Source organism: Actinomycetota bacterium, assembly GCA_035765775.1.
In the GTDB taxonomy this organism is placed as follows: Bacteria; Actinomycetota; CADDZG01; order JAHWKV01; family JAOPZY01; genus DASTWV01.
Map to the genome: position 1 here is coordinate 14,171 of DASTWV010000026.1, position 12,608 is coordinate 26,778.

Annotated in this window: 15 protein-coding genes; 10 read left to right on the forward strand and 5 right to left on the reverse strand. The window is 69.9% G+C overall.

Annotation, left to right across the window (positions count from 1 at the left end; genetic code table 11):
• The first annotated feature begins 93 nt into the window (after positions 1–93).
• Together VFW71_05200 and VFW71_05205 are read left to right on the forward strand one after the other, a co-directional pair.
• Positions 94–855 carry a DUF5995 family protein gene (locus VFW71_05200; protein ID HEU5002160.1) on the forward strand — a complete coding sequence of 254 codons (762 nt, stop codon included), beginning with the start codon at positions 94–96 and terminating at the stop codon, positions 853–855.
• Positions 856–919: 64 nt separating this feature from the next.
• The gene (locus tag VFW71_05205) at positions 920–1,420 is read left to right on the forward strand and encodes a hypothetical protein (GenBank protein HEU5002161.1); all 501 of its coding nucleotides are present in this window, start codon (positions 920–922) and stop codon (positions 1,418–1,420) included.
• A 49-nt stretch (positions 1,421–1,469) separates the two neighbouring features.
• Here the strand turns inward: VFW71_05205 and VFW71_05210 are convergent, their stop codons facing one another.
• Positions 1,470–1,997 carry a hypothetical protein gene (locus tag VFW71_05210; GenBank protein ID HEU5002162.1) on the reverse strand — a complete coding sequence of 176 codons (528 nt, stop codon included), beginning with the start codon at positions 1,995–1,997 and terminating at the stop codon, positions 1,470–1,472.
• A 141-nt stretch (positions 1,998–2,138) separates the two neighbouring features.
• The gene (locus VFW71_05215; protein HEU5002163.1) at positions 2,139–2,561 is read right to left on the reverse strand and encodes a metalloregulator ArsR/SmtB family transcription factor; all 423 of its coding nucleotides are present in this window, start codon (positions 2,559–2,561) and stop codon (positions 2,139–2,141) included.
• A 124-nt stretch (positions 2,562–2,685) separates the two neighbouring features.
• Here VFW71_05215 and VFW71_05220 point away from each other — a divergent pair, with 124 nt between their 5' ends.
• The 5 genes from VFW71_05220 to arsM all read left to right on the forward strand — a co-directional run bounded on the left by VFW71_05220 (position 2,686) and on the right by arsM (position 6,641).
• A complete protein-coding gene (locus tag VFW71_05220) occupies positions 2,686–3,573 on the forward strand; it encodes an IS1595 family transposase (protein HEU5002164.1) in 888 nt (295 codons plus the stop codon).
• A 121-nt stretch (positions 3,574–3,694) separates the two neighbouring features.
• The gene (locus tag VFW71_05225; protein HEU5002165.1) at positions 3,695–4,504 is read left to right on the forward strand and encodes a hypothetical protein; all 810 of its coding nucleotides are present in this window, start codon (positions 3,695–3,697) and stop codon (positions 4,502–4,504) included.
• Between the two features lie 130 nt (positions 4,505–4,634).
• Positions 4,635–5,396 (forward strand): MIP/aquaporin family protein, encoded by a 762-nt coding sequence (locus VFW71_05230; GenBank protein ID HEU5002166.1) that lies wholly within the window; start codon positions 4,635–4,637, stop codon positions 5,394–5,396.
• 50 nt (positions 5,397–5,446) lie between these two features.
• Positions 5,447–5,881 (forward strand): arsenate reductase ArsC, encoded by a 435-nt coding sequence (locus tag VFW71_05235; protein ID HEU5002167.1) that lies wholly within the window; start codon positions 5,447–5,449, stop codon positions 5,879–5,881.
• On the forward strand, positions 5,874–6,641 hold the full coding sequence (arsM, locus tag VFW71_05240; GenBank protein HEU5002168.1) for an arsenite methyltransferase: 768 nt from the start codon (positions 5,874–5,876) through the stop codon (positions 6,639–6,641). The genes VFW71_05235 and arsM overlap by 8 nt, the downstream gene beginning before the upstream one ends.
• Here the strand turns inward: arsM and VFW71_05245 are convergent.
• From VFW71_05245 to VFW71_05255, 3 genes are all read right to left on the reverse strand, one after another.
• Entirely contained in the window at positions 6,625–7,002 is a 378-nt protein-coding gene (locus VFW71_05245) for a hypothetical protein (protein HEU5002169.1), read from the reverse strand. The genes arsM and VFW71_05245 overlap by 17 nt on opposite strands.
• Positions 7,003–7,022: 20 nt before the next feature.
• A complete protein-coding gene (locus VFW71_05250) occupies positions 7,023–8,741 on the reverse strand; it encodes a carbamoyltransferase C-terminal domain-containing protein (protein ID HEU5002170.1) in 1,719 nt (572 codons plus the stop codon).
• A 64-nt stretch (positions 8,742–8,805) separates the two neighbouring features.
• Positions 8,806–10,209, reverse strand: a complete 1,404-nt coding sequence (locus tag VFW71_05255) for a cytochrome P450 (protein ID HEU5002171.1) — start codon at positions 10,207–10,209, stop codon at positions 8,806–8,808.
• A 103-nt stretch (positions 10,210–10,312) separates the two neighbouring features.
• On the opposite strand from VFW71_05255, the gene VFW71_05260 reads away from it, so the two are divergent.
• Genes VFW71_05260 through VFW71_05270 form a run of 3 tightly spaced genes read left to right on the forward strand, consistent with a single transcriptional unit; the run spans position 10,313 to position 12,598 of the window.
• The gene (locus tag VFW71_05260) at positions 10,313–11,005 is read left to right on the forward strand and encodes a metal-dependent transcriptional regulator (protein HEU5002172.1); all 693 of its coding nucleotides are present in this window, start codon (positions 10,313–10,315) and stop codon (positions 11,003–11,005) included.
• On the forward strand, positions 10,998–12,359 hold the full coding sequence (locus VFW71_05265) for a divalent metal cation transporter (GenBank protein HEU5002173.1): 1,362 nt from the start codon (positions 10,998–11,000) through the stop codon (positions 12,357–12,359). The genes VFW71_05260 and VFW71_05265 overlap by 8 nt, the downstream gene beginning before the upstream one ends.
• Positions 12,356–12,598 (forward strand): hypothetical protein, encoded by a 243-nt coding sequence (locus VFW71_05270; GenBank protein ID HEU5002174.1) that lies wholly within the window; start codon positions 12,356–12,358, stop codon positions 12,596–12,598. Before VFW71_05265 ends, VFW71_05270 begins: the two co-directional genes overlap by 4 nt.
• Positions 12,599–12,608 lie beyond the last annotated feature (10 nt).

Genomic DNA, 12,608 nt, shown 5'->3' on the forward strand with positions numbered 1-12,608 from the left:
GCTGCGATCCTCATGCATGCCGGATCGATGTTCGATCGAGCCCACATCGAGCCCCACGTGGGGGCCGGATCGTCGAAGAGGGGGGAACGGAAGATGGCACCTCAGCAACTGGTTGGAGCGGTCTTTCCCGCCCCCTCGCCGTACAGCGCCCCGCCCGTCGCCGCGCTGGCCGACGCCATCGGCCGCCTGGAGCAGATCGAGGCCTACGCCGAGACCCACGAGCCCCGGGGCCAGCACGACGGCCTGGCCTGCTTCAGCTCTGTGCTGCACGCGGTGCTCTGCCGGGTGTGGGAGGGCGTGCACATCGGCACCTTCGACCACCCCGAGTTCCTGGCCCAGCTCAGTGTCGTCCTCGCCAACCGGTACTTAGGGGCGCTCCAGGCGAATGTGGTCGCCGCCTCGGCGGTACCTGACGCCTGGTCGGCGCTCTTTGAACGCCGGTCCGACGCCCACGTCACCCAGCTCCAGTTCGCCGCCGCCGGCGTCAACGCCCAGGTCAACTTCGACCTGCCCCTGGCGGTCGTCGACACCTGCGCCCGGCTGGGCTGCTCGCCCGGCTCGGCCCCCGTCCTGGCCGCCTGCCACGAGCTCACCCGGATCTATGCCGAGGAGATGCGGGCCACCAGGACCCGGTTCGAGCACCGCTGGGAGCGCCTCATCGAGCCCGCGGTCCTGGCCCGGGTGACCGCCAAGATCAACGACTGGACGGTCATCGCCGACCGGGCAATCGCTTGCGAGGCCGCCCAGCGGCTGTGGGAGCTGCGCTCGCAGCGCCAGGCCGAGCGGGCGTTCGTCGACCGGTTGGACACCATCGCCGCCGGCCTGAGCCGGGGCGTGCTCATCCCCGTCCTCTAGGCCTTACCTGGGCCTCACCCGACTAGCCCTGACCCAACCCTTCGCCCCGACAAGGAGACCCGCGATGCCCGAGACCCCGGTGGTGTTCCTGGTGACCGACACCGACGTGCTGATGCAGGAGGAGGCCACCAAACTGTGGCGGTCGGTGGGCTCACCTGGTGTCCCGGACCGAGCGGGTGCCGGGGACGTCATCTCCCTGGCTGCCACGCAGCTGCGCGGCCTGCGCCGCGACCAGGCCCGCCGCGTGCACCCCGCGGGGTCCGCCCACCGGAGCGCCGACCGGGCCACCGACGGTCTCCGGCTGGAGATCTATAACCCGCTGACCAGCACCTGGGCTGCGGTCCCGCCGGCAGCCGGGCGGGCCCGGGTGGGCGACGCGTTGTGCTCCCGGCTTCCCGACGGCCGGGTGCTCATCGCCCAGGCTGGGCGGGCGTCCTCGGGGCCGTGTGCGGTGTACGACCCGACAACCGGTCAGTGGTCGACTGCGCCGGGACGGGAGCCGGCTGGACCGCGCCGGAGGGGCAGCGCCGGCCCGTCGGTGATCGCGGTGCGGCGCAGCGAGTAGTCGGGTCTGGGCGTGACGAGGTGCAGGTCCCGGCCGGGGGGGCCGGGGGTCAGTAGGTGGGACGGCGGCGGGTGCGCGGGGGGTCCCCGTCTGCGGGGGGCCTCTGCCAGGGAGCGAAGCGCCCGGTGTTCGGCTGCTGGGGGGCGGCCGGGGCGGCCGGCCCGGACTCCCGGGGTGCACCGCCGCCGCCGACCCGCCTACGGCCCGGGTTCGCCAGGTCACCGCCGGTCTGCGCCATGGGGAACGGGTTGACCGCCGGCCGGGTGGGCTGGGCAGCCGGGGGGGTCCACTGGGTGCCGGCCCCGGTGGCGGTGTCCCGGCGGACCATGCTGCCCAGGGAGCCCGCCGACCCCCGTTGCGCGGCCGTGGGCCCACTCGGGGAGACGGGGCGGGCGCCCGGGTTGTTCCGGGCCAGCTGGCCCTGCAGGCCGGTCAGCCCGTCGGCCACCTTCCGTACCCGCTTGCCCAGGGCCTTGAGCTCCTCGGTGGACATGCGCTCCATCCAGGAGTCGTCCGGCCGCGCGGCCAGGCGCTTCAGTTCCTCGACCTGAGCCAGCAGGCGGTCCATGTCACTCATGCGAAAAAGCCTAACATCTCGCGGTTCATACCCGGCTTCTACCCCGGTTCCTACCCCGGTGCTTTCCTCGAGGTCCGCCGGAGTCGGGATGGACGGGGGCTGCCCGACCCCGGATGTGGCGCAGTGTAGGCACGCGGTGCGTCACCGGGCGGCGCTCGCCGGCGCGCCGGCCTCCGCCAGGGCCGACCGGAGGGCCGCAATCCGGCCGGGTGCCACCCAGTACCAGACCCAGCTTCCCCGCTTCTCCCGCTCCACCAGCCCGGCCTCGTAGAGGACCTTCAGATGGTGGCTCACCGTCGGCTGGGAGCGCCCGAGGGGCTCGACCAGGGCGCAGGCGCACACCTCACCCTCGGGCTGGGCCGCGATCAAGCTGAACAGCCGCAGGCGGGCGGGGTCGGCGAGGGCGGCAAAGCCCCGGGCCAGCCCGGCGGCGTCCGCCTCCTGGAGCGGTGCGGCGAGGATCGAGCAGCAGCCCTCGGCGGACGCGCCCGGGTCGCCGATGACCGGTAGGTGCTTGGCCATGGATTCATATTGACACTGCTCGATGGCCGTGGCAACATCCATATCGACATCGGTGGGAACTATAAAGTTGACGCATGTACTTGTTCCATGTTAATATACACCCATGGGAAAGACAAATCGCAACGACCCGGTACGAGCGAAGTCATCTGAGTCCACGACTTCACTCATGGAATTCGACCGCCAGTTCCCCGACGATGCTGCCTGCCTCGACTGGCTGGTCGGCTACCTCTATCCGGTCGGGGTGCACTGCCCCACGTGCGAGAAGGTCACCAAGCATCACCGGGTGAAGACCCGCACCTGCTTTGCCTGCCAGTTCTGCGGGCACCAGGAGTACCCGATGAAGGGGACGATCTTCGAGGGCTCCTCCACATCCCTCAGGCTGTGGTTCTACGGGATCTACCTGATGGCAAGCACTCGTGGTGGGATCTCCGCCAAGCAACTTGAGCGCGAGCTCGGGGTGTCCTACCCGACCGCGTGGCGAATGTTCAACAAGATCCGCTCGCTGATGGGTCAGGACGCCGATGCCCCCATGGAGGGGACCATCGAGATGGACGAGGCCTACATCGGTGGCAAGCCACGGCTGGGCGACGTGCGCAACAGGCAGGACGCACGCATGTGGGCCGAGAAGAAAGCCAAGGTCTTCGGCATGGTCCAGCGGCAGGGGCAGATCGCGGCGCACGTCGTTCCGAGCACTCGCTCGGCAACGGTCATGGAGCATGTCGAGGCGCGGGTGCTTCCCGGCTCGCTGGTCTACACCGACGAGTCCCCGATCTACACCCGTGCGGTGCCTGCGGCTGGGTACGAGCACCGCCGGGTGCATCACGCGGCCAAGGTCTACGTGGACGGGGACGTGCACACCCAGACCATCGAGGGCTTCTGGGCTCTGTTCAAGGGGGGCCTGACCGGCGTCTACCACTCGGTATCTGAGAAGTACCTCCAGGACTACGTTGACGAGTACGTGTTCCGGTACAACCACCGGAGGGTCAACGTGTTTGAGGCGATTCTTTCCCGGATAGAGAAGGCTCCTGACGCCCCCCCTGGGCCGCCTGCTTGAGCAGGGACTCGAACTCCTCCTTGGTCGGCACGGGGATCTCCAGACCCTTGTCCGTGGTCTGTGAGGGCTCGTCTGGCCTCGTGAGCTTTCGACTTCGTGGCATGGTGCCTCCAGTTTAGTCATGGCACGACTCGGGAGCGTTGATGGGAAGATCGAATGGGCCGAACAGCACTTGGGTGATCTTGAAGCCCAGATCAGGGACTTCCATGGGCGCAAGCCCTATGAAGTCGTCACCCAGCAGCACCCCCAGCAATCGGACCAGAGCCAGATGGTCCTGCGGATCCGCGAGGAGATCCCTGACGCCATTGCTCTTCGAGCCGGAGACATTGCCCACAACCTGCGGTCCGCCCTCGACCACCTTGGATGCCTCGCTGTCAAACGTAACAGCGGGGCCGTTACCAGCGACACCGCGTTTCCTATCCGCCGCCGAGAGGGTACGCCGACGGCCAATGAAACGAAATCCCTCGTGTATAGCAAAGTAAAAGGTGCCTCGGCTGCCGTCATCCAAGAAATGCTCCGCCTGCAGCCATACGAGGAAGGGAACGACGAGAGCCTCTGGGCTCTTAACTACCTCGATATCGTCGACAAGCACCGCATCCTGATCGCTGGCCTTGCAACCCATGAAAGCGTAAACATTGATTTCGGCGCACGGATGCAAGAAACCCTCCGAGGTATCCCCGAGTTTGCTGACTGGCAGGTTCCCAAATTGGTTCTTGGGCTCCGACCGGCTGAGCGCTTTCCGCTCCACGAGGGCTATGTGCTCTATGAAGCTCCCACCGAAGAGGTAGCGAAAGGCAATCCGAGTTTCACGTTTGACATAGCGCTCGGCGAGCCGCAGATCCTTGAAGGAAAGCCCATGCTTCCAGTGCTCACGGACTTGGCGCAAGCGGTCAGAGCCACCGTCGACTTGTTCCGACCGCTTCTGTATTGACCGCTCAGAGGCAGGGTTCATGCCTGCCTCTTGCGCGCGCTGGCCCGGGTTAGGATATCGTTAGTCATCGATATCCTGCCGTACATGTAGGAACTTGATAGTTCCCACATCGGTCGATGCGAGGAGGGACATGCCAACGAGTCGCCAGATCGGCATTGGGCAGCCCCACGCAGGCTCGCCGCTCGCCAGCCGCCTGCTCGCCGAGTTCATCGGCACCGCGCTACTGGTGGCAGCCGTGGTCGGTTCGGGCATCGCCGCCTCGCACCTCTCCCCAGGCGACGTCGGCCTGCAGCTCTTCGAGAACGCGGCGGCCACGGCAGCCGCCCTCGTGGCCATCATCCTGGCGCTGGGCCCGGTCTCCGGGGCGCACCTGAACCCGGTGGTCACCCTGGCCGACCGCTACTTCGGCGGCATCAGCTCCCGGGACGCCGGGGGCTACATCGCTGCCCAGCTCGCCGGTGGCGCGATGGGGTCGGTGGTGGCCAACCTCATGTTCTCGCTGCCGGCAGTCGAGGTGTCGACGAAAGCCCGCAGTTCCGGTGGCCTGTGGTTCGCCGAGGTGGTGGCCACCTTCGGGCTGGTGCTGGTCATCTTCGGGGTGGTGCGCTCCGGGCGGTCGACCGCCGCCCCGTTCGCCGTGGGCGCCTACATCGGCGGGGCCTACTTCTTCACCGCCTCCACCAGCTTCGCCAACCCGGCGGTGACCGTCGCCCGGACCCTGTCCGACACCTTCGCCGGGATCCGCCCCTCGTCCGCTCCCGGGTTCATCGTCGCCCAGCTGATCGGCGCCGCCCTGGCGGTGGTCAGCGTCCGGGTCCTGTACCCGGCCATGGGGCGCAGCGCCGGCGACGTCATCCTCCCGCACGCCGCCGCCGGCGGGGGCCGGGGCTGAACCGTCGGCCCCGGCGACCATCCGCAGCCAACCAGGAAAGGAGCAGGCCAGTGAGCGACACCCCGGAGGTGCTGTTCGTGTGCGTCCACAACGGCGGGCGCTCCCAGATCGCGGCGGGCTTCCTGCAGCACTACGCCGGCGACCGGGTGCGCGTCCGTTCCGGGGGCTCCGCCCCTGAGGATCAGGTCAACCCCCTGGTGGTGGCCGCCATGGCGGAGGCCGGGATCGACATCTCCGCCGAGGTGCCGAAGAAGGTGACCGACGCGGCGGTGGAGGCGGCCGACGTGGTGGTCACCATGGGCTGCGGCGATGCCTGCCCCTTCATCCCCGGCAAACGCTACGAGGACTGGGATCTCAGCGACCCGTCCGGCACGACCATCGAGGAGATTCGCCCCATCCGCGACGACATTGAGTGCCGGGTTATCGCCCTGCTCGACGAACTGGTCGGGGCGCAGACCGGGGAAGGAGCCATCAGCAATGGATGACCGCACTGTGCGGGAGGCAGTCCGAACCCGCTACGCAGAACTCGCCGTGCTGGCCTCCACGCAGGCGGTGAGCTGCTGCGGGGAGGGTGAGGCCTGCTTCGGCACCGCCGGCTACTCCGGCGCCGAGCTGGCCGACCTCCCGGAGGCCGCCGCCCTGGCCTCCCTGGGCTGCGGCAACCCCACCGCCGTGGCCGAGCTGGGCGAGGGCGAGGTGGTCCTGGACCTGGGGTCGGGCGGAGGCATCGACGTCATCCTCTCTGCCCGCCGGGTCGGGCCGGCCGGCAGGGCCTACGGGCTCGACATGACCGACGAGATGCTGGCCCTGGCCCGGGCCAACGCCGCCGAGGCGGGGATCGCCAACGTAGAGTTCCTGAAGGGTCACATCGAGGCCATACCGCTGCCCGACGCCAGCGTGGATGTGGTGATCTCCAACTGCGTCATCAACCTGTCCCCGGACAAGGGCGCCGTGCTGGCCGAGGTGGCCCGGGTGCTGCGCCCCGGGGGCCGCTTCGCCGTCAGCGACGTCATCGCCGATCCCGACCTCGACGAGGCCACCCGGGCGGACATGGCGGCCTGGACCGGCTGCATCGCCGGCGCCCTCACCGCCGACTCCTACCGGGGGCTCCTGGCGGCGGCCGGCCTGGGCGACGTGGAGATCCGGGAGACCCACCGGGTCCACCCGCAGGCGGGCTCGGCCGTCATCCGGGCGCGCAAGCCGGGCGGCGGCCTCCCCGCCCCGCCCGCTACCGGGCGGGCATAAAGCGCAGGCCGCTCCACACATCGTCCACCGAGATGGCCGACACCACCTGCCAGCCCCGGCGGGTCAACCCCTCCCAGCCCCGGTCCCGGGTGAGGTCGGTGGCCACCTTGGCGCTCTGCTTGGGGTAGCAGCACCACAGCACGCCGTTCGGCACCAGGGCGGCGAGGGCCTCGTCCACGTGGCCGGCCAGGCCCGCCTGGTCGGGGCAGAAGAACTGCACCACATCCGCCGGGCCGGCGGGGACGACCTCCGCGCCCTCGGGCAGGCTGCCCAGCCGGTCGGCGTAGCCCAGCGGCGGGTGGACCAGCAGGAGGCTCCCGCCCGGTTTGAGCAGCAGCTTCTCGGGCAGCGTCTTGCTCATCGGCCCGAGGTCAGCCTCGGTCAGCCTGGGTCCGATGGCGGCCCAGCCGTCGGAGCCGGCCGCACCTTTTCCAGGACGTAGTTCCCGATCACCAGGGCGTCCAGGCCGGTGGAGAAGTAGGTGCGCACGGCCTCGCCGGGCGAGCTCACGATGGGTTCGCCCTGGTCATTGAACGAGGTGTTCAGCACCATAGGGACCCCGGTGCGCCGGTGGAACGACTCGATGAGCCGGCGGAACAGCGGGTTGGCGGACTCGGTGACGGTCTGCAGGCGGCCGGTGCCGTCCACATGGGTGATGGCGGGCACCTCCTTCTGGCGTTCCGGACGGACCGGCAGGCAGAGCAGCATGAACGGCGAGGGCGCCACGGGCTCGAACCACTGGGGCGCCTCCTCGGCCAGCACCGAGGGCGCGAACGGCCGGAAGGGCTCCCGGTGTTTCACCTCGGCGTTGATGGTGTCCTTCATGTGGTCCGGCCGGGGGTCGGCCAGGATCGACCGGTTCCCCAAGGCCCGGGGCCCCACCTCGGCCCGCCCCTGGAACCATCCGGTGATCCGGCCCCGAGCCAGCAGCTCGGCGGCGGCGTCGGCCGGGTCCGCCACCTCCCGGTAGGTCAGCTTGCGTTCGTCCAGCGCCCGGCGGATCTGGGCGTCGGTGAAGGCCGGCCCCAGGTAGGCGTGCTCCATCTGCCAGTCCCGGGGCTTGCCGGTGTCGTGGTGCCAGGCGGCGAGCGCGCCCCCGATCGCATTGCCCGCATCGCCGCACGGCGCCGGGATAAAGACCTCGTCGAAGGGGCCGTCCACCAGTAGCCGGGCGTTCATCACCGAGTTCAGGGCCACGCCCCCAGCCAGGCACAGGGATTTGGTGCCGCCCGACTCCCGGTAGGCCCAGCGGGCCAGATGCAGGGCCACCTCCTCGGTGACCGCCTGCACCCCGTAGGCCACATCCTCGTGGTGGGCGGTCAGCGGCTCCCCCGGCGGGCGGGGCGGGCCGAAGCGCGTGAGGAACCGGGGCGAGACCCAGCCCCGCTCGGTGTGCCAGCCCGCCCAGGACAAGTCGATGCGGAAGTCGCCGCCGTCCAGGAGGCGCACCATCGAGCGGAAGTCGTCCAGGTAGGTGGGCCGCCCGAACGACGCCAGGCCCATGGTCTTGCCTTCGTCGTAGTTGGGCTTGAACCCGAGCCACCAGGTGACCGCCGAGTACAGCTCACCCAGGGAGTGGGGGTGGCGCACCTGGTGGATGGTGCGCATGCTCGTGCCCTCGCACAGGAAGGCGGCGGTGGACAGGTAGTCACCGCCCCGGTCGATGCTGAGCGTGACCGCCCGGTCGTAGGGCGAGGTCAGGAACGCCGCCGCCCCGTGGGTGTCATGGTGGCCGAGGAACCGGATCTCCTTGTGGAAGCCGTGCCGCCGGCGAAAGTCCCGCGCCTTCCAGACGTGGCGGCCGTCCACGTAGGTCTGCTTGGCCCAGTGCTTGGCCGAGCGGGGCAGGTGGGGCAGGATGTCGAAGGCCATCCCCCGGGCGTAGTCGAGGGCGGGGCGGTAGTCGAAGGTGACGACGTCGATGTCCGCCATCTCGAGGCCGCCGGTTTCCAGGCACCAGCCGATGGCGAGGTCGGGGAACTTCCAGGTGTGCTTCTCCCGGCTGAGGCGCTCCTCCTCGACGAAGGCCACCACCTGGCCGTCCATCACGAGCGCCGCCGCCGTGTCGTGGGCGAGGCAGTTCAGACCGAGGATGTTCACCGGGCGGCATTCTACGGGCCGGCCCGGGAAGCAGCCGGCGGGCCGGCCCGGAGCACGGCGTCGGTCAGCGCGGGGTGAGGTGCGCCGGCATCGGCTGGTTCGGCCGCAGCGTGATGCCCTGGAACAGCTTCACCTTGCCGTCAACGGTCTTCACGTCGTAGTTGCGCATGAGCAGCGCGGTCACGAAGACCGACTCGAGCATGGAGAAGTACTGCCCGATGCACGCCCGGGGCCCACCGCCGAAGGGGAAGTAGGCATACCGGTGGCGGGCCTTCTCCCGCTCGGGGGTGAAGCGGTCGGGGTCGTAGCGGCCGGGCTCGTCCCAGAACGCCGGGTGGCGGTGGGTCACCCACGGGCTGGGGACCACCACGGCGCCGGCGGGGATGCGGTACCCGCTGATGACGTCGTCGGTGACCGCGGTCCGGGGCGTGCTGTGCGCCGAGGGGTACAGCCGCATGGCCTCCTTGATGGTCTGGGTGGTGTACTGCAGCGCCAGGGCCTGTTCCATGGTCGGCTCACCGTCACCGAGCACCTGGTCGACCTCTTCGTGCACCCGGGCCTGCACCTCGGGGTGGAGGCCCAGCAGGTGGAGCGTGAAGGTCAGCGCCGTGGCGGTGGTCTCATGGCCGGCCATGAGGAAGATGAGGGCCTGGTCGCGCACCTCCTCGTCGCTCAGGCCCTCGCCCCCCTCGGGGTCCTGCGCCCGCAGGAGCATGTTGACCAGGTCATCGCCCCCGGTGGGGTGGGCCCGCCGGGAGGCGATCAGCTCATCGACCACGGCGTAGATGTCTGCCTTGTACGCCGCCGCCTTCCTGTTGGAGGGCAGGGGCCAGTCCTCGGGCACCCGCACGGGCATGACGCCCCGCTCGAACGCCCGCCGGCTCAGGTAGGGAACCGAGTCCTTGAAGACCGGGATCATGTGGTCGACGTCGGTGCCGAACACCGCCCGCCCGACCACCCGCAGCGTGACCCGCGTCATCTCCTCGTGGAGGTCGACCGGGGTGCCAGCCACCTGGGCGGGCCGCCACCGGTCCACGACCGTCTGGGCCTCGTCGGCGATCAGCGGGACGTAGGCCGCCACGCGCTTGTGCGTGAAGAGGGGCTGCACCATGCGCTTCTGGCGCTTCCAGACGTCGCCCTCGCTGGTGAGCAGGCCGTTGCCGAGGAGGTTGCGCACCTCCTCGTATGCCTGATCAGACTTGTCGTAGTTGTCGGCGTTCCCGGCCAGCACCCGCTGGGCGCCTTCGGGGTGGAAGATGCCGAAGGCCTCGAAGGCGTACTTGCCGAACCCGGCGGCCACCCGCACCACGTCGCCGTACTCCAGCATCCCCGAGTGCATGAATCCCACCAGGTCGCGCCGCATCTGGATGGCGGGCCCGAGCAGCGGGAGTCCCTTCGGACCGGGCGCCATCGGTGCCGCCGCGGCATTCGCCTTCTGGATGACCCGGTCCTGCGATTCGACAGCCATGACTTCCTCCTGACGCGTCCATTACATCGCAAACCGCTACATCAGATGGTGTCATATTAGGCCCACGGTCGGGGCGGTGTCAAAAGCCGGCTACAATTTCGGTGTGCCTAAATTTGTTTCCCAGGGTCGCCCAACTTCTCCCGCCCAGGAGGACTACCTGAAGGCCATCTACCGGCTGGCGGGCTTCGCGGGGAGCGCGGCAGTCTCGACCTCGCAACTCGCCGAGGAGCTGACCGTCAGCCCCGGGTCGGTCAGCGAGATGTTCGGCAAGCTCGCTGCCCTGGACCTGGTCACCCATGACCCCTACCGGGGAGCCCGCCTGTCCGCCGCCGGATTGCGCATCGCCATCGAGATGACCCGCCACCACCGGCTCATCGAGACCTACCTGGTGGTCGCCCTCGGGTACGGTTGGGACGAGGTCCACGAAGAGGCCGATCGGCTGGAGCACGCCATCTCCGAGCGGCTGGAGGAGCGCATGTGGCGGGCGCTGGGCGAGCCGGCGTTCGACCCGCACGGAGACCCCATCCCCACCCCGGATTTCGAAGTCCACCAGCCGCCCACCCAGCCGCTGCACGCGGTCCCGACCGGGGCCACGGTCCGTATCAGCCGCATCTCGGACCGGGACCCGGCAAAACTGCGGGCGGTCCAGGCCCTGGGCCTGACCCCTGGGCGCCCGGTGCGCATCGTCCAGGCGAGCCAGTGGGAGAGCCCCGTGGTGGTGGACCGGGAGGGCGAAGCCATCCCGGTTGCGCTCGGCCTTGCCCGCGCCATTTTCGTGGAGGACCGGCGTGGCTGACCTGAAGGACCGCCCCCCGGGCGCCCCGGTGCTCACGCCGGAGGACCTGCGCCGCTCCTCGGACCGCCAGCAGGTCTACGCCGCCCGTCGGGCAGGGCGGCGGGTGGCCCTGCTCTGGTTGCTGGTGGGACCGGGTGTGCTGGTCATGCTGGGCGAGAACGACGGCCCCAGCATGCTGTCCTACGCGGCCAGCGGCGCGACCTACGGCATCGGGTTCTTCTTGCCCTTCATCCTCGTGACCTTCGCCGCCGCGGTCGTCATCCAGGAGATGTCGATGCGGGTGGGGGCCGTGACCCACCGGGGCTACGGCAAGTTGATCTTCGAACGGTTCGGCCCCTTCTGGGGCTGGGTATCGGTGGGCGACGTGGCGGTCACCAACCTGATCACCCTGATCACCGAGCTCATCGCGGTGCGGGTGGGCATGGGGTACTTCGGGGTCCCGCCGGCGGTCGCGGTGGGGGCGGGGCTGGGGCTCGTGGCGCTCAGCGTCGCCGGCGGTCGCTACCGGCGCTGGGAGCGCATCGCCCTCGGGCTGGCCGCCTTCAATCTCCTCTTCGTGGTGGTCGCCGTGCTGGCGCACCCCCACCCGGCGGCGATCGGCCGGGCGCTCGCCACCTGGGGCCCGTTCCCGCACGGATCGCTCCGGGTCTTCCTCCTCCTGCTGGCATCGAATATCGGGGCGACCCTCACGCCCTGGATGCTCTTCTTCCAGCAGAGCGCCGTGGCCGACAAGGGCATGACCCCCCACGACATCCCGCAGGGCCGCATCGACACCCTGATTGGCGGGAGCCTGGCGGCCATCGCCGGCTGCGGCGCGCTCATCGCTGCCTCGGTCCTGTTCGCCCACCACGTCGACACCAGCCACCTCCAGGGCGGAGCGGGCTTCGCCACCGCCCTGCGGCCCCTCATCGGGCCGGCGGGCGCCGGGCTGTTCGCCCTCGGGCTTATCGAAGCCGGCGCACTGGCCACGATGACTATCTCCGCCAGCACCGCCTATGCGCTGGGTGAGGCCATGGCCGGCCCGCACAGCTTCAACCGGCGGCTGTCGGAGGCGAAGGGGTTCTACGGGCTCAACTTCGGCGTCGCGGTATTGGCGGCGGCCATCGTGCTGATCCCGGGTGCCCCCCTGCTCTCCATTACCCTGAACGCCAACCTGCTGGCGGTCGTGCTCCTCCCCGCCGCCCTCGTCTTCCTCCTGCTGCTGGCCAACGACAAGGAACTGATGGGACCGCGGTCCAACCCCCGCTGGCTGAACCTGTCCGGGGGGGCGATCGCCGCCTTCGTGGGCCTGGCGGGCAGCGCCTACGCCATCGTGGCGTTTGTCGATGCGGTCGCCGGCCACGCCGGGCCGTGACCGCCATGCGCCACCTGGAGCCCGAGCACCAGCATCACATCTACGTCGGCGAGCCCGACGAGGACCTCATCGAGGCTCTCGAGCCCGACCAGCTCGTTGAGGCGGTGGACATCCCCGTGCCCCGGCGCACACTCGGGCGCGGCGCAGCCGCCGGGCTGTGGGGCCTGCGGATCCTGCTGCTCGCCGTCGCCGGGATGGTGGTGTACGTCTTCGTGGTGGGAGCCCTGCGCGGCACCTGAGGGCCGGGTC

Coding starts and splice junctions, on each gene's coding strand:
- VFW71_05200 (HEU5002160.1), top strand. CDS start 94: ATGGCACCTCAGCAACTGGTTGGAGCGGTCTTTCCCGCCCCCTCGCCG.
- VFW71_05205 (HEU5002161.1), top strand. CDS start 920: ATGCCCGAGACCCCGGTGGTGTTCCTGGTGACCGACACCGACGTGCTG.
- VFW71_05210 (HEU5002162.1), bottom strand. CDS start 1,997: ATGAGTGACATGGACCGCCTGCTGGCTCAGGTCGAGGAACTGAAGCGC.
- VFW71_05215 (HEU5002163.1), bottom strand. CDS start 2,561: ATGGATGTTGCCACGGCCATCGAGCAGTGTCAATATGAATCCATGGCC.
- VFW71_05220 (HEU5002164.1), top strand. CDS start 2,686: ATGGAATTCGACCGCCAGTTCCCCGACGATGCTGCCTGCCTCGACTGG.
- VFW71_05225 (HEU5002165.1), top strand. CDS start 3,695: ATGGCACGACTCGGGAGCGTTGATGGGAAGATCGAATGGGCCGAACAG.
- VFW71_05230 (HEU5002166.1), top strand. CDS start 4,635: ATGCCAACGAGTCGCCAGATCGGCATTGGGCAGCCCCACGCAGGCTCG.
- arsM (HEU5002168.1), top strand. CDS start 5,874: ATGGATGACCGCACTGTGCGGGAGGCAGTCCGAACCCGCTACGCAGAA.
- VFW71_05245 (HEU5002169.1), bottom strand. CDS start 7,002: ATGAGCAAGACGCTGCCCGAGAAGCTGCTGCTCAAACCGGGCGGGAGC.
- VFW71_05255 (HEU5002171.1), bottom strand. CDS start 10,209: ATGGCTGTCGAATCGCAGGACCGGGTCATCCAGAAGGCGAATGCCGCG.